Here is a 15606-nt window from a genome sequence, read left to right on the forward strand (position 1 = left end):
CTGGTGCAGGAGAGCCCGCCGGCGGAACGGCCGGGCCGGCTGCGGCTGGTCGGCACGGTCGCCGCTCCGCCGAGCACCGCCTCGCTGGCCCGATTCTGGCGTGCTTGGCTGCCGCCCCGCATGCCCGCCCGGTCCGTCACCGCGTTCCTGGAAGCGGCGGTGCCGCACCCGCCCGACGCCCCGCGGCCGACCCAGGTCCTCGCCTTCGCCCGGCTGCACGCCTACGTGACCCGTCCGTGCGACGGCGGGGGCCGCGACTCCTGCCAGCCCCGGGCGCACGGCGTCGCGGGGGCCCGTGCGTCGGCCGTGCTGTACGCGGGTCTCGCCGAGGCGTACGACCTGGCGGGCGGGGAACTGCGCCGTGGTGCGGAGCCCTCTCCCGGCGAGGCGCTGGACGCGTTCGTGGACGTGTACGCGAGCACGTACGGCGCCCACGACACGCCCGCCTTCCGCCGCGTGCTGGCGGGCCGGCTCGCGGCTGATCCGCGCATCGACCGGTACTGGGACCTGACGGCCGAGGTGATCAGCGCTCCCGGCGGCCGTCCCGAGCCGACTCCGGGCTCCGCGCACGACTGGCTTCTGGCTTCCCTGGAAGCTCAGTTGGAGGCGACGGACGGCCGGGGCGGTGCGCGGAGCGTGGCCACGGGTGAGGGGCCGGGTTCCGCCGCCATCTCTCCCGGACATGGGGCACCGGACGGGGCGGGGGCCGTTTCACCCCGGTGAGCGGGATGTTCGCGCTCCACGACCGCCCGTGCGGGAACTTGCGCGGGGTCAGGGCCGCCGGGAGCGGTGTGTCGGGTCCTGTGCAGGTCGAAGCGGTCAGCGGGCGGCGTGGGGGCCGAAGCGCCCGGGATCGAGAGTCGCCAGCAGTGAGGTGATCACGAGATCGGTCGATGCGGCCATGTCCACGGATTCCGGTGACAGGAGCCACTGGACCTGCAGGCCGTCCATGACCGCGATGATGGCGTTGGCCGCGTTGTCGGTCAGGTCCACCCGGCCGTCGGGCGGTTCGCAGGCCTCGCGCAGGGCGTCGGCGACGAAGGCACGCAGCCCGTGGTAGCGATCTCGGAAGTAGTCCTGGGCGGGGTGGTCGTCGGTGACGGACTCCGCCGAGAGCACCGCGTACAGCCGGACGATGCCCTCGCGCTCCGCGTTGCGCAGTGCGGTGTTCACCAGGTGGCGCAGGAAGTCCAGCCCCTGGGGGCGATCGGGGCCGAGGTGCTCGATGTCTCTCTGGTCGCGCAGTTCGAGGACGCTGGTGAGGAGAAGGGCCTTGGAGCGGAAGTAGTGCAGCACCCCCGCCTGCGTGAGGCCGACCCGGTCCGCGATCTCGGCGAGCGAGGCGTTGTTGTAGCCACGGGCGGCGAAGGTGTCCATGGCGATGGCCAGGATGTCCTGCTGTCGCTGCCGGGCTTCCGGGCTGCGCGGCGTACGGGGCTTGGCCGGACCGCGCGTCGGCCTGCCCACTGACTGGTTGCTCACCGGTTCACCTTAAGCCTGCCGGAGGCCCGGTGAAGATCTTCCGGGCAGCGGGGAAGAACACGGGGGCAGACTACTTACTAACCACTTAGTCGGTGTGCTTTCATGCCGTTGTCCCGCCCTCTTGTGACCGGCACGCCCGGAGCGAGGCGTCCGCCGCGCCCTCCGTCGGCCGGGGTGCAACCTGTCAGCAGGTACGAACCCAAGGAGAGCCGCAACCATGCCAAGCTCCACTCCCCCACGTTCCGGAGCGCACGCGGCAGCCGCCGCGCTCGTCCTCGCCGTGGCCGCCCTCGGCGTCGACGGCGCCGTCGGTACCGCCCGGGCGGCCGACCCGGCCGCGCAGGTGTGGGTCACCACTCCCGACGGCTCCAAGAAGCTCACCCCGGAAGGGAACGTCCCCTTCACCGGGGCTCCGCAGGCGGTCGACATCCGCGTCGACGCCGCCGACAAGGGCCAGAAGTTCACCGGCGCGGGGGCGTCGGTGACGGGCGCGTCCGCCCATCTCCTCCAGAGCCTCCCCCAGGCTCAGCGCACCACGGTGCTGCGGTCACTCTTCTCCACCGAGGGCGACGGCATCGGGCTCAACTACCTTCGTCAGCCCCTGGGAAGCACCGACTTCGACAGAGACGGAAACGCGTACACGTACGAGGACACCCGGGGCGCCTTCTCCATCGACCGGGACCGGAGCCAGATCATCCCGGTCCTGAAGCAGGCCACGGCCATCAACCCGGCCATCCGCTTCATGGGCTCCCCGTGGTCGCCGCCGGCCTGGATGAAGACCAACAACGCGCTCAACGGCGGCAGTCTGCGGCCCGAGCACTATCAGGCCTACGCCGACTACCTCGTCAAGGCGATCAGGGCGTACGGCCAGGAGGGCATCGCCCTCACCGATCTCACGGCACAGAACGAGCCGGAATTCGCGACCAGTTATCCGTCCATGAGCATGACCTCGGCCCAACAGGCGGACTTCCTGCGGGTGCTGGACGGTGCGCTCACCGCGGCGAACCTGCCGACGAACATCCTGGCCTACGACCACAACTGGGACCATCCGACCTACCCGCTCGACGTGTTCGCACGGACGGGTGGCATCCAGCGGATCATCGGCGCCGCGTTCCACTGCTACGGCGGAACGCCCGAGGCACAGAAGCAGATCGCCGACGCCGGGAAGCGGGTCTTCTTCACGGAGTGCTCGGGCACCGACAGCGCGAACCCGGCGACGACGTTCGGCGACACACTCACGTGGCACGCCGAGAACCTCGTGGTGCAGAACATGCGTCACGGCGGTGAGACGGTCATCAACTGGAACCTCGCCCTAGATCAGAACGGCGGCCCCCACCAGGGTCACTGCACCAACCGCTGCAACGGCGTCGTCGAGATCAACGGCGGCCAGGTCACCCGCAACGCCGAGTTCTACGTTCTGGGCCATGTCTCCAAGTTCGTCGAGGCGGGCGCGACACGGATCGGCTCCACCAGCCAGGGCGCCGGAGGGGTGCGAAACGTCGCCTTCCAGAACAGCGACGGCAGTCGCGCGGCCGTGGTCGTCAACACCGCTTCCGGAGCGCAGCGCTTCTCCCTGACCGACAACGGGAAGTCGCTCGCTTACACCCTGCCCGCCGGGGCTGTCGCCACCTTCGTATGGGACGGGACCGGCGGAACGACGGACCCGCCCGCGGGCTCCATCGACCCCGCCGCGTGGTACCAGGTGCGGAACGGCCACAGCGGAGCCTGCCTCGACGCGGCCGACTGGGGTACGGGCAACGGCACCGCGCTGCAGCAGTGGGCCTGTGGGGCCGGGGCCAACCAGGGCTGGCAGTTCCGGCCGACCGGCGGCGGGCACTACCAGGTGGTGAACCGGCACAACGCGAAGGCCTGGGACGTCGACGGCGGTTCGGGGGCGACCGCCGACGGCGTCAGGGTCCACCTGTGGTCCTACGAGGGCGGCCTCAATCAGCAGTGGCGGCCGGAGACCCTGGCCGGCGGTGCGCGGTACCGCTTCGTCGCCCGCCACAGCGGCAAGTGCCTCGCTGTCGACAACTCCTCGACAGCCGACGGGGCCAGGCTCTCGCAGCAGCCCTGCTCCGGCTCCCCGGCCCAGGCGTTCACCCTGACCCGCTGACGCGGGCGACCGCAACGCGGCGGCCCTCCTTCCGGAGGGACGGGGGCCGCCGCGGCGCGTGTCCTCAGCGGCTCCCCGGGCCCGGCGGGCCGCCATCCCGGCGAGGTCGACGGCGCCCTGGAGCGGCGCATCGGCCCCGACCGCGACACCGACACCGACAGGCTCGGGCGCGCCGTACACCGTCCACGGCCGACGCGCCCTCATATGCTTCGCCTTCTGCCAGTTCGCCCGCTTCAGGAGGTCCCGTGCCGGCCCGCGCCATGTACTGCTACACGTGCGATTCCGACGAGCAGCACCGTTCGCTCACCCCCGACGAGAAGACCTGGCTCCGCGGCCGGACGGGCCGCCGGAGCGTCGACGAGTTCTTCATGTGCCAGGCGCCGGGCTGCCGCAATGTGCGCAGCGGTTTCAACAAGCACCCGTTCACCCCCGTGATCCGCGTTCCCCTGCCGGCCTGAGGCGGCTCGGCTCGTGGTGGCCTCTTCAGGCCCGGCGGCGCGGCCCTTGTCAGTATCCAGAATCCTGTTTACTGTCTGATGCGTGAACGACCTCGACGACCGTCTCCTCACGCGCAACGGCCTCGCCGCCCGGCAGCTGGCCGTCCTGCTCCTGCATCACGAGCCGGACACTCGCCTGCCCCGCGTGCGCGACTTCGCCCAGGAGCTGGGCTGCGGGAACGGAACCGTCCAGGCAGCCCTCCAGCTGCTGGAGGAGGCCGGAGCGATCTCCACGACCGCGCGCGGCCACCTGGGGACCTTCCTGGTCCGCTCGGACCGCACCGTCCTGTGGCGGCTGTCCGGGCTGGGGACCCTGCTCGCGGCCATGCCGCTCCCCTACTCACGCAGGTACGAGGGGCTGGCGACCGGACTGCGCAGCGCCTTCGAGGAGGCGGGCGCACCGTTCGCGATCACGTTCATGCGGGGCGCCGGAGCCCGCACCGCCGCCCTGCTGGAGGGCAAGGTCGATCTCGTGGTGCTGTCGCGCTTCGCCGCCGACCAGCTGATCGCCGAGCATCCGGTGGAGCTGGTGGCCGACCTCGGCCCCGCCACCTACGTCGGCGCGCACGGCATGCTCGTACGGCACGGGGCGGACCTGGCCGCACCGGGGCTCCGCGTGGCGATCGACCACGCCTCGGAGGATCTGCGCATGCTCGTGGAGCGGGTGTTCGCCGGCCGGGACGACATCGAGTGGCGGGAGGCCTCCTACATGCAGCTGCACGACCTGTTCGCACGGAACGAGGTGGACGCGACCGTCTGGAACCTCGACGAGGCGCAGGACCGGCTCGGGCTCGGCGTCGACGTGGTGCCGCTCGGCAACGAGGTCACCCGGGAGCTGGCCCTGCGCAACTCCACCGCCGCAGTGATCGGCCGGACCGAGGGAGCGAAGTCGCTCGCCGCCGTCCGCGAGTCGCTCGACCTGTCGACGGTGACACGGCTGCAGAGTGAGGTGCTGCGGGGGGAGCGCGTCCCCTCGTACTGACCCGCGGGCCCGGCCGCCGCGACACGGAGGTTCCGGAGCGCCGCACAGCCTGAAAATACAGAATCCTGGTTATTGTTGATTGAGGAGGATCGTCATGGACGACCAGCTCGCGCTGCGGATCCAGCTGTTCCGCGAAGGCGGTCAGGTCAAACCCGAGGTGGCCGATTTCGTCGCCGCCGAACTCGCCGCCCTGGAAGCCGAGGGGCACCTGATCACCGAGGCGACGGCCGCCATGCTGACCAGCCATCTCATGATGGCCATCGGCCGCCTGCTGAACGGTGAGCCGATCGAGCAGTTCCTCACCGACGACCAGGTCGCCGCCGAACTGGCGGACCATCCTGAAGCGGTCGCCCGCGCCCGGGCGGTCGCCGCACGGGCCGAGCGGGAGCTGGGGGCGGCGCTCCCCGGATCAGAGATCAACTTTCTCGGCATGCACCTGGCCGTTCTGGCCCGGCAGTCCCCGCCCGCCCCCGCGTCCTGACCGGCCGCCGAGCCCTTCCCCCCGTACGCACCCTCTCCTCGTACGCCCCGCAGGAACACGTAGAAAGCAGGACAGCCATGACGAAGATCCTCACCGGTGGAGTCGGCAAGGTCGAGGTCACCCAGGCCATCGGCAAGCTCGGCATCGACTCCCTCGATGTCGTTCCCTCCAGCGACATGGACGCCGCGATGAAGCTGCGGGTCGGTCAGGCCGACTACTACCTGGGCACCTGCCACACCGGCGCGGGCGCGTCGCTGGGCGTGCTCGTCGGCCTCCTGGGCAGCGCCTCCTGCCACACCTTCGGCCGGAGCGTCCCCACCGAGGACGCCATCGCCGCCCTGCTCGCCGACGGCAAGAAGGCCTTCGGCTTCTCGATGGACCAGATCGACGTCATCGCCCCGCTGATGGCCCGTGCCATCGCGGCCCGCGGCTGATCACAGCCGCCTTCTCATCGTCCCGGGCACCAAGGAGTGACTCGTGAGCACCACCCTCGCCGCCGGCGCGGAACTCGACTTCTCGCTGGCCCAGCAACTGACCGTGATAGCCCTCTGCGCGCTCACGGCGTTCATCGCGCACATGGCGCTTGCCGTATTCAACGACGGTGTGCGCCCCTTCCTGCTGGACTTCATCCAGGGGCGCACCACCCGCAGCGCGACGACGGCCGTCTCGTTCGGGCTCTCCGCCGGGTTCATCTTCGGGCTCGGCGCGCCGATGGCCCTGTCCACCGGCGTGCTGAACCCGTGGCTGCTCTTCCTGCCCACGGACATCCTCGGGATGCTGTCACCGAAGAAGTGGCTCGCCCCGGTCCTCGGCGGCGCGTGGGGCGCGGTGGTGGTCTTCGGACTGAACGGCGCCAACAACGTCGCCCATGACCTCCCGGTCGACTTCCTGACCGCCATGCAGCAGATGTCGACGCCGATCCTGTTCCTGTTCACGCTCTTCCCGGTGCTCGCCATCACCAAGCAGTTCGGCCGCAGGTGGGGCGGCATCGCGGGCGTCCTCGAACTGGCTCTGGTCGTCATGACGATGAAGCTGTGGCCCAACATGTTCGCCGGGGCGCTGGCCATGGCGGTGGGCGTGCTGATGCTCATCGGCCTCGCCGTCTCCAAGGACCTGCGGCAGCGCCGGGCCGACCGGGCGGCGGGCGTCGTGGAGGAGGTGGGCGGGGACGACCCGATGGCGTCCCTCTTCAGCGCCAGCGCGGCCCGGCTGCGGAAGTACCTGCCGCTGTTCATGCTGCTGGGCGCGGGTGTGTGCGTCCTCGCCCAGATGCACGTGTTCGGCGGCGGCGAGGCGACCAGTTTCCTGATCGCGAAGGGGCAGTACGCCGAGGCGGCACAGGTCGACTTCTACCGGGTCTTCGGCTTCATCCCGCTGATCGCGACCACCGCCCTGGCGTCCGGCGCGTACGGCATCGCGGGCTTCACCCTGGTGTACCCGATCGGGTACCTCATGCCCAACCCGTTCCTTGCCGCCGTCGTCGGTGCGCTCGTGTTCGCCGTCGAGGTACTGGCCCTCTCCTGGATCGGCAAGGTGCTCGGCAAGCTGCCGAGCGTCCGGGACTCCTCGGAGCATCTGCGCAGCGCCATCGGGGACACCCTCCAGCTCGCGATCCTCTTCGGTTCGCTGATGGCCGCCAACGCCATGGGCGGCGGGCTCGGCATCCTCGTCGTCGGCGGGCTCTACCTGCTGAACGAGTCGATGGGCCGGCCCGTCGTGAGGATGGCGGCGGCCCCGGCGGCCGTGATCGTCGGTGGCGTCCTCCTCAACATCCTGTACTGGCTCGACCTGTTCACCCCGGTCAAGGGCTGAGGTCCGACCGGATCCGGCCGTGCCGTACACGCAGAAGGCCGCGCCGCACAGGGAGCAGGAGGCCCCACGATGAACCACCCCGCACCGCACACCCTGCACACCGTCACCGGAGAGCTCCGGGCCGCTTCGGTACGCGGCCCCGCCCTCGCCCACGAACACCTCGTCCTCGATCTGGACCGGGTGGGCGACGGCGCGGCCGTCCTCGGACCGGAACGCCACGCGGCGGCCGTGACCGCCGAACTCGCCACGCTGCGCGAGGAGTACGGCCTCGCCCTGGTCGTCGAGCTGACCTGCCGGGGCATGGGACGCGACATCCGCGCGCTGTCCCGGATCGCCCGGGAGACCGGCGTCGCCGTCGTCGCCGCGACCGGTTGGTACTACGAGCCGTTCCACACGGCGGAGATCGACGCCCTGGACGTGGCGGCGCTCACCGGCATCCTCGTCCGGGAGATCGAGGACGGCATCGACGGGAGCGGCGTCCGGCCCGGCGTCCTCGGGGAGATCGGCAGCCACGGCGACGTACCCACCGCCGCCGAGGCCAAGGTGCTGCGGGCCGGCGCACGCGCCGCGCTGGCCACCGGCCTCTCCGTCGCCACCCACGCCCAGCTCGGCCGGGGCGGCCTCGCCCAGCTGGAGCTGCTCACCGGTGAGGGCCTGCCCGCCCACCGCGTGAGCATCGGGCACCAGGACCTCCTGGACGACCCCGGCGTCCACCGGGAGCTGGCGGCGAGCGGGGCGTACGTCGCGTTCGACACCGTGGGCAAAACCGCGTACCAGAGCGAGGAGACCCGACTGCGGCTGCTGCTCGCGCTGCTGGAGGCGGGCCACGCCGACCGGGCCCTGCTCAGCTGTGACATCTCCCGCCACGGCTATCTGCGCGACGAGGGCGGCCAGGGGTACGGGCACCTCTTCGCGAGCTTCCTGCCCCGGCTGCGGGCGGCCGGGGCCGACGACGACCTGATCGACCTGCTGACCCGCCGCAATCCGGTGCGCTTCCTGACCGGCGCGACCGTGGAGGAGAACTGACATGAGCCCCGCACCCCCACCCGCGCTCCCCGTGACCTTTCCGCTGCCGACGGTGGCTCTGGAGGACGCCGCGGCCCGGCAGTTCCGGCTGCTGGAGGCCACCGCCGCGCACTTCGAGGGCGAGCAGCTGTTCTCCGCCGACGCGGGAGTCGTCCCCGGCCTCGGCCGGCCCCGGACCACCGCCCGCGTCGAGTCGGTCCTCGCCGACTTCTTCGGCGCCGAGGACGCCGCCCTCGTACAGGGCGCGGGCACCGGAGCGATCCGGGCCGCGCTCAACGCCGTCGTCCGGGCGGGCGACGACCTGCTCATCCACCGGGCCCCGGTCTACCGCACCACCGAGGTCACTTTCCGAGGCATCGGCGTACGCACCACGGAGGCGGACTTCAACGACCGGGCGGCGCTCGACACCGCTCTGGCGTCCGGGCGGTTCCGGTGGGCGTACGTCCAGCACACCCGGCAGCGGCTGGCCGACTCCTACGATCCTGCCGAGGTCATCGCCGCCTGCCGGGCGGCCGGGGTCCGCACGATCGTGGACGACAACTACGCCGTCATGCGCACCCCCGCCGCCGGGGTCGAACTGGGCGCCGACGCCTCCTGCTTCTCGCTGTTCAAACTCCACGGGCCCGAGGGCGTCGGCCTGGTCGTGGGCGCGCGCGATGTGGTCGAGGGAGTCCGCCACGACAACTACTCCGGCGGCGGGCAGGTCCAGGGCCACCAGGCGCTGGACGCGCTGCGCGCCCTCACCCACGTACCGCTCCTGTGGGCCGTGCAGTCCCGGGTGGGGACCGAGGTCGCCGAACGGCTCGCGGCCGGTGAGGTGGCCGGGGTGGCGGAGGTACGCGTCGCCAACGCCCAGGACCGCTGCCTGCTGATCCGCCTGGACCGGCCCATCGCCGCTGAACTGCCGTCCGTCGCCGCACGGTTCGGCGCCGCGCCCTACCCCGTCGGCTCCAACTCGCGCTACGAGATCGCACCGCTCTTCTACCGGATGTCCAGCTCCGCCCTGGACGACGCCCCGGAGCTGGCCGACTGGACCGTACGCGTCAACCCGATGCGGGCCGGCGCGGACCTCGTCATCGACATCCTGCGCCGCTCGCTCGCCGCGATGGCCGACCCGAAGGGCCACTGACCGTGTTTCTCGACACCGTGCTCACCCGCAACCCCGAGCTCGTCGACGCCGCGGCCACCCTGCACCGGCGGGGCGAGATCCCGCCCGACACGTATGTGATGGATCTCGACGCCGTGGAGTCCAACGCCGCGCTGCTGGCGGCGGAGGCCGAACACCTCGGCCTCGGCCTGTGGTTCGTCGTCAAACAGGTCGGCCGCAACCCGGAACTGATCCGGGCCGTCGCCCGGCACATCCCCCGCTCCGCCGCCATCGACCCGGCCGAGGCCCGGACCCTGCACGCGGCCGGGGCGAGGCCGGGCAACCTCGGCCACCTCGTGCAGATCCCCCGGCGGGACCTGCCCGGCATGCTGGCGTGGCGGCCTGAGAACGTCACGGTCTTCGACCTGGCCAACGCCCGTGCCGTCTCGGACGCGGCCCGGGAGCTGGGCTTCGTCCAGGACGTCCTGATCCGGCTCGAAGGCGCCGGGGGCGTCGTCCACCCGGGGCAGGAGGGCGGGGTTCCGGTGGAGCGGCTGGACGCCTTCGCCGAGGCGGCCGAGGCGCTGCCGGGCATCCGGCTCGCCGGCGTCACCGCCTTCCCGTGCGTGCTGTGCGACCCGGCGACGGGTCTGCCCACCGCGACGGCCACCTTCGACCTGGCGCTCAAGGCCCGTGACCTGCTGGCGGCGCGCGGGCACCGGGACCTGAGGCTGAGCGCGCCCAGCGCCACCTCGATGGCGTCCCTTCCGCTGCTCGCCGAGCGCGGGGCCACGCACGGGGAGCCAGGTCACGCCCTCACCGGCACCACTCCGCTGCACGCCCTCGACCCGGCCCAGCCCGAGAAGCCCGCGTACGTGTACGTCAGCGAGGTCGCCCACACCCTCGACGACGGCCGCCCGGCCCTGTTCGGCGGCGGCTTCTACGCGCGCTCCCACATCCGCGGCGCCCTCCTGCCACGCACCGGCGCGCGTCTGGGCGTGCAGGACGCCCCCGCCGAGAACATCGACTACTACCGGCTGCTCGACGCGCCCCCGCCCGGCTCGGACGTCCGGCTGGGCGACACCGCGCTGCTCGCCTTCCGCACCCAGATCTTCGTCACCCGCTCGACCGTCGCCGTCGTCTCCGGACTCGCCTCCGGCAGGCCCCGTCTGAACGGGCTCTACGACGCCCACGGCCGAGCCCTGTAAGGAGCGATCTCATGGCCAGGACCGTCATCGTCGTCATCGACGGATTCGGCGTCGGCGCCATGCCCGACGCGGGCGTGCTGCGCCCCGGCGACCGCGCCGCCGACACCTGCGGGCATGTCCTCGACCACGCCCGCGCCGCGTTCGGGCGGCCGCTGCGGCTCCCGGTGCTCGGGGCGCTGGGTCTCGGTCTGGTCCATCCGCACCGGGACCTGGCGCGGAGCACCCGGCTGCCGGTGGCGGCGGGCCGGGCCGGGCTCGGCTACCCCGGCGCGGACACCTTCGCGGGCCACCAGACCATGATGGGCGCGGACTTCAGCCGGGTGACCGTGGCCCGGCTCGCCGACCACCTCGACGAGGTGGCCGAGGCGCTCACGGCAGCCGGCCACCGGGCCGAACGGCTCGACGGGAAGCCGCTGCTGCTGGTCGACGGGACGGTGCTGGTCCACGACAACCTGGAGGCCGACCCCGGGATCAACTGGAACGCCTCGGGGCGCCTTCAGGATCTGCCGTTCGACGGTCCGGGCGGGATTCTCGCGGTCGCCCGTGCGGTGCGGGCGGTCGCCCCGGTCGCCCGGGTCATCGCGGTGGGCGGGCATGCCGACGGCCCGCTGGGCTCCTACGTGCGGCGCGGGGACGGGGGCACGGTCGGGCTGGACACCCCGGCCACCGGCTTCTACCGCAACGGCGGCCTGGAGGTTCAGCACCTGGGCGCCCCGCTCGACCACACCCGCCAGCTCCCCGCTCTCGCGGCGCGGGCCGGCATCCCGGTCACCCTGGTGGGGAAGGCCGCCGACATCCTGGTGTGCGAACAGGCGGACCGGCGGCCGGCCGTGGGCACCGCCGACGTCCTGGCGCATACCCTGGACGCGGTGCGCACCGGGGGCGACGCCCTGGTGGTCGCGAACGTCCAGGAGACGGATCTGGCGGGGCACCAGCAGGACAGCGGGCGCTACGGGCAGGTGCTGGAACAGGTGGATTCGGGGCTCGCCGGGCTCCTGGCGCTGCTCACGGACTCCGGCGACCGGCTGATCGTCACCGGCGACCACGGCAACGACCCGGCGATCGGGCACGCGCACCACACCCGGGAGTACGTGCCGGTGCTGATCCACCGCCCCGACAGTGCCGGGGTGGAGCTGCTGCCGGACGCGCGGAGTCTCGCCGACGTGGGAGCGACCGCCGCGCGGTCGCTGGCGCTCTCCCCCCGGGACCTGGCGGCCGGAACGCCGATCGGCACGGACGGGGAGCCGCGGGCCACCGCGCTCCGGACGTAGTCGCCGGGCACGAAGAATCCCCGGACCGTAATTGCGGTCCGGGGATTGCCTCGCGTATATTGAATTCTTCTGCGCTCATGCAGAAAGGCCCCGCTCGGGGGCCTTATGAGTACGAATATATCTGGCGGGGAGCCGTTTTGTCAAACCGGGAAAGCGACGAATTGCGGGAAGAGCAGGAATTCATCGACCGGCTCCATGCCCGGGTCGACGCCCTGCGCGGGGTGGCCGCCGACGGCGTCGAGCACGCGCTGACGCCGGTCGGTACGGGCCAGCAGGCGCGGCTGGAGCGCGACATCCTCGTCGCGGAGCGCTCGGGTCTGCTCGCCGCGCTCAACGCGGTGGACGGCTCACTGTGTTTCGGCCGCATCGACCGCTCCGACGGGCTCGCGCACCATATCGGCCGTATCGGGATCCGTGAGGACGACGCCGAGCACACCCCTGTTCTGATCGACTGGCGTGCGCCGGTGGCGCGTCCTTTCTATCTCGCCACGGGGCACACGCCGATGGGGCTGCGCCGGCGACGGCACATCACCACCGAGGGCCGCACGGTCACCGAACTCCATGACGAGATCCTGGATCTCGGCGACCGCGACCGCACCGGTTTCGAGGATCCGAACGGCGACGCCGTGCTGCTCTCGGCACTCAATTCCGCGCGCACCGGCCGCATGGGCGACATCGTGCGGACCATCCAGGCCGAGCAGGACGGCATCATCCGGGCCCCGCACCGGGGCGTCCTCGTCGTCGAGGGCGGACCCGGCACCGGCAAGACGGCCGTCGCGCTGCACCGGGCCGCCTTCCTGCTGTACGAGCACCGCGAGCTGCTCGCCAAGCGGGCCGTGCTCATCGTGGGACCGAACCCGGCGTTCCTGCGCTACATCGCGGAGGTGCTTCCCGCGCTCGGCGAGACCGGGGTGCTGCTGGCGACGCAGGCGGAGCTGTTCCCCGGGGTGCACGCCACCGGCACGGACTCGCCGCGCGCCGCGGCCGTCAAGGGCGGCGAGCCGATGGCCGAGGCGCTCGCCCTGGCCGTACGCGACCGGCAGCGGCTGCCCGAGCCCGGGGCGGCGATGATCATCCCGCACGAGGACGGCGGGGACCTGGTCCTGGACTGGGAGATCGCGTACGAGGCCCGTCAGGCGGCCAGGGACACACGTCTGCCGCACAATCTCGCCCGCCCCCACTTCGTCTTCCGGGTCATCGACGCGCTCACCGCGCAGCTCGTCGAGCGCATCGGCGCGGACCCCTACGGCGGGCCCAACTTCCTCGGCCCCGACGACGTGGCCCAGCTCGGCCGGGACGTCGCGCTGAGCAAGGAGGTGCACGCGGCCGTGGACGAGCTGTGGCCGCCGCTGACCCCCGAGGATTTCCTCGCCGGCTATCTGGCCGACCCGGTGTACGTACCGGACGAGGACGCCGACGCGATCCGACGCCCGCCCGCCACCGGAGCGTGGACGCCCGCCGACGTACCGCTGCTCGACGAGGCCGCCGAGTTGCTCGGCATCGACGACAGCGCGGAGAAGGCGGCTGCCGAGGCCGCCCGTCAGGAGCGGGTCGGCTACGCGCAGGGCGTGCTGGAGCTGTCGCGCGGTTCGGAGAGCTACGAGTTCGAGGACGAGGAGTCCGAGGTCCTCGCCGCCCACGACGTCATCGACGCCGAGCGGATGGCGGAGCGGCACGAGGAGGCCGACCACCGCACCGCCGCCGAGCGGGCCGCCGCCGACCGCACCTGGGCGTTCGGGCACATCATCGTCGACGAGGCGCAGGAGCTCTCGCCGATGGCGTGGCGACTGCTGATGCGCCGGGCACCGGCCCGCTCACTGACGCTGGTCGGCGACCCGGCGCAGACCTCGGAGGAGGCCGGTGTCGGGTCGTGGGAGAAGATTCTCCGGCCGTACGTCGGGGACCGCTTCGAGCACGTCACGCTGGAGGTCAACTACCGTACGCCCGCGGAGATCATGGAGCTGGCCGCCGGGGTCCTGCGGGAGAAGGACCCCTCGTTCACCGCCCCCGTCTCGGTTCGGTCGACCGGCGAGAAGCCGTGGACGCGGGATGCCGGAGAGGACCTGGCGGGCGAGGTGGCCCGGGCCGTCGTGGAGTTGACGCCCCGGGAGGGACGCCTCGCGGTGATCGCGCCGCGTGCGCTGCACGAGGAGATCGCCGCCCCGCTGGAGGGCGTCACGGCAGGCGAGGCACCCGACCTCACGCGCCCGGTGGTGCTGCTGGATCCGCGCCAGGCCAAGGGGCTCGAATTCGACCATGTGCTGGTCGTGGAGCCCGCCCGGTTCGGCACGAGCGATCTGTACGTGGCGCTCACCCGCGCCACCCAGCGCCTGGGCATCGTCCATCGGGAGGAACTGCCCCCGGCGTTGCGCTGACGGGGCCGGGCGGCCCGCCCTCGTGACGCTCGGCGTCGGCGGGGAGCGGGCGTGGCCGGAACACGGTCGGCGAAGCCATAGGGTGACGCCATGTCTTCGCCATTGAGTTCGACAAAGACCGCGGCTGCTCTCCGCACGTCGGCACGGGTCTCCGCAGAGGTGCTGCTGGTGCTCGTGGCGGCGGCGGTCGCGCTGTGGGTGCTGGGCCGGATGTGGTCGGTCGTGTGGCCGCTGATAGTCGGCCTTTTCCTCACCACGCTGACCTGGCCGCTCGCCCGTTTCCTGCGCCGGCTCGGGTGGTGGCCCTCGCTCGCCGCTTCGGTGGTGACGCTGTTCTCCCTGCTCGTGGGGGCGGGCATCGTGGCGCTGATCGCGGTGCCGGTGGCGGGTGAGTCCGGGGAGCTGGCCGACGGGGTGGTCGAGGGCATCGACAAGGTCCGTGAGTGGGCGGCGGGTCCGCCACTGAACATCGGCGACGACCAGATCACCGGCGCCCTGGACACCGCGACCGCTCAACTCCAGGACAGTGTCGGCAGCGTGGTCACCACCGCCGTCACCGGGGTGAGCACCGTGGTCAACGGGCTGGTCACGGCGGTTCTGGCGATCTTCCTGATGTTCTTCTTCCTCAAGGACGGCCCGCGCTTCCTGCCGTGGCTCACCCGTCAGCTTCCCGGCCGGCTCGCCACCGACATCCCCGAGGTGGCCTCGCGCTGTTGGGACACCCTGGGCGCCTTCGTACGGTCCCAGGCGTTCGTCGGCCTGCTGGACGCGGTCTTCATCGGGCTCGGCCTGTGGATCCTGGGGGTGCCGCTGGTGCTGCCGCTGGCGGTCCTGACCTTCGTCTGCGCGTTCGTGCCGATCGTGGGGGCGCTGTTCGCCGGATTCGTGGCGGTGGTCATCGCGTTGGTCTCGAACGGACCGATGGACGCCCTGATCGTGCTGGCGATCATCGTCGTGGTGCAGCAGTTGGAGGGCAATGTGTTCCAGCCCATGATCCAGAGCCGCGGGCTGGGACTGCACGCGGCCACGATCCTGCTCGCCGTGACGCTGGGCGGCAGCCTGGCCGGCGTGGTGGGGAGCCTGCTCGCCGTGCCGGTGGCGGCGCTGCTCGGGGTGGTCTGGAACTACCTCCGCGAGCAGCTCGTGGAGGAGCCGCGTCAGCCGGAACCGGAGGACCTGGCCGACGGCGCCGGCGGCACGCCGAGCCCGGCGTAGCCTGCCCCGCCCACGGCGCACTCGTCGCCCGAGGCCGCGCAGCAGCGCCGGCGG

General features: G+C 72.2%; 14 protein-coding genes. 13 read left to right on the top strand and 1 reads right to left on the bottom strand.

Features of this window, described 5'->3' with window-relative positions; all coding sequences use genetic code 11:
• Positions 1 to 723: MerR family transcriptional regulator (locus CR470_RS26380; RefSeq protein ID WP_097870025.1), on the top strand; the 723-nt coding region annotated here is incomplete at its 5' end.
• 96 nt (positions 724 to 819) lie between these two features.
• Here CR470_RS26380 and CR470_RS26385 read toward each other — a convergent pair.
• On the bottom strand, positions 820 to 1482 hold the full coding sequence (locus CR470_RS26385) for a TetR/AcrR family transcriptional regulator (protein WP_257138924.1): 663 nt from the start codon (positions 1480 to 1482) through the stop codon (positions 820 to 822).
• 217 nt (positions 1483 to 1699) lie between these two features.
• Here CR470_RS26385 and CR470_RS26390 point away from each other — a divergent pair, with 217 nt between their 5' ends.
• From CR470_RS26390 to CR470_RS26445, 12 genes are all read left to right on the top strand, one after another.
• On the top strand, positions 1700 to 3598 hold the full coding sequence (locus CR470_RS26390) for an RICIN domain-containing protein (protein WP_097870026.1): 1899 nt from the start codon (positions 1700 to 1702) through the stop codon (positions 3596 to 3598).
• A 245-nt stretch (positions 3599 to 3843) separates the two neighbouring features.
• A complete protein-coding gene (locus CR470_RS26395) occupies positions 3844 to 4056 on the top strand; it encodes a hypothetical protein (protein ID WP_097870027.1) in 213 nt (70 codons plus the stop codon).
• 82 nt (positions 4057 to 4138) lie between these two features.
• Positions 4139 to 5077, top strand: coding sequence for a GntR family transcriptional regulator YhfZ (yhfZ, locus tag CR470_RS26400; protein ID WP_097870028.1), 939 nt, complete (start codon positions 4139 to 4141; stop codon positions 5075 to 5077).
• Between the two features lie 94 nt (positions 5078 to 5171).
• Positions 5172 to 5558: a PRD domain-containing protein gene (locus CR470_RS26405; protein ID WP_097870029.1), complete on the top strand. Its 387-nt coding sequence runs from the start codon at positions 5172 to 5174 to the stop codon at positions 5556 to 5558.
• Positions 5559 to 5635: 77 nt separating this feature from the next.
• Positions 5636 to 5992, top strand: a complete 357-nt coding sequence (locus tag CR470_RS26410) for a DUF2620 domain-containing protein (RefSeq protein WP_097870030.1) — start codon at positions 5636 to 5638, stop codon at positions 5990 to 5992.
• Between the two features lie 43 nt (positions 5993 to 6035).
• On the top strand, positions 6036 to 7370 hold the full coding sequence (locus tag CR470_RS26415) for a YhfT family protein (protein WP_097870031.1): 1335 nt from the start codon (positions 6036 to 6038) through the stop codon (positions 7368 to 7370).
• Between the two features lie 69 nt (positions 7371 to 7439).
• Positions 7440 to 8396: a phosphotriesterase family protein gene (locus CR470_RS26420; RefSeq protein ID WP_097870032.1), complete on the top strand. Its 957-nt coding sequence runs from the start codon at positions 7440 to 7442 to the stop codon at positions 8394 to 8396.
• Position 8397: 1 nt separating this feature from the next.
• Positions 8398 to 9525 carry an aminotransferase class V-fold PLP-dependent enzyme gene (locus CR470_RS26425; protein WP_097870033.1) on the top strand — a complete coding sequence of 376 codons (1128 nt, stop codon included), beginning with the start codon at positions 8398 to 8400 and terminating at the stop codon, positions 9523 to 9525.
• A gap of 2 nt (positions 9526 to 9527) precedes the next feature.
• Positions 9528 to 10691, top strand: coding sequence for a YhfX family PLP-dependent enzyme (locus CR470_RS26430; protein ID WP_097870034.1), 1164 nt, complete (start codon positions 9528 to 9530; stop codon positions 10689 to 10691).
• Between the two features lie 11 nt (positions 10692 to 10702).
• Positions 10703 to 11962: a phosphopentomutase gene (locus tag CR470_RS26435; protein ID WP_097870035.1), complete on the top strand. Its 1260-nt coding sequence runs from the start codon at positions 10703 to 10705 to the stop codon at positions 11960 to 11962.
• A 161-nt stretch (positions 11963 to 12123) separates the two neighbouring features.
• Positions 12124 to 14337 (top strand): HelD family protein, encoded by a 2214-nt coding sequence (locus CR470_RS26440; RefSeq protein ID WP_179892380.1) that lies wholly within the window; start codon positions 12124 to 12126, stop codon positions 14335 to 14337.
• 90 nt (positions 14338 to 14427) lie between these two features.
• Positions 14428 to 15552, top strand: a complete 1125-nt coding sequence (locus CR470_RS26445) for an AI-2E family transporter (protein WP_097870037.1) — start codon at positions 14428 to 14430, stop codon at positions 15550 to 15552.
• The last annotated feature ends 54 nt before the right edge of the window (positions 15553 to 15606 follow it).

The sequence above is a fragment of the Streptomyces sp. rh34 genome (assembly GCF_002551245.1).
Lineage (GTDB): Bacteria > Actinomycetota > Actinomycetes > Streptomycetales > Streptomycetaceae > Streptomyces.

What these genes read in the sequence shown, in the direction of transcription:
- CR470_RS26435 (WP_097870035.1), top strand. Translation starts at nt 10,703, where the DNA reads ATGGCCAGGACCGTCATCGTCGTCATCGACGGATTCGGCGTCGGCGCC.
- CR470_RS26405 (WP_097870029.1), top strand. Translation starts at nt 5,172, where the DNA reads ATGGACGACCAGCTCGCGCTGCGGATCCAGCTGTTCCGCGAAGGCGGT.
- CR470_RS26420 (WP_097870032.1), top strand. Translation starts at nt 7,440, where the DNA reads ATGAACCACCCCGCACCGCACACCCTGCACACCGTCACCGGAGAGCTC.
- CR470_RS26445 (WP_097870037.1), top strand. Translation starts at nt 14,428, where the DNA reads ATGTCTTCGCCATTGAGTTCGACAAAGACCGCGGCTGCTCTCCGCACG.
- CR470_RS26390 (WP_097870026.1), top strand. Translation starts at nt 1,700, where the DNA reads ATGCCAAGCTCCACTCCCCCACGTTCCGGAGCGCACGCGGCAGCCGCC.
- CR470_RS26410 (WP_097870030.1), top strand. Translation starts at nt 5,636, where the DNA reads ATGACGAAGATCCTCACCGGTGGAGTCGGCAAGGTCGAGGTCACCCAG.
- CR470_RS26425 (WP_097870033.1), top strand. Translation starts at nt 8,398, where the DNA reads ATGAGCCCCGCACCCCCACCCGCGCTCCCCGTGACCTTTCCGCTGCCG.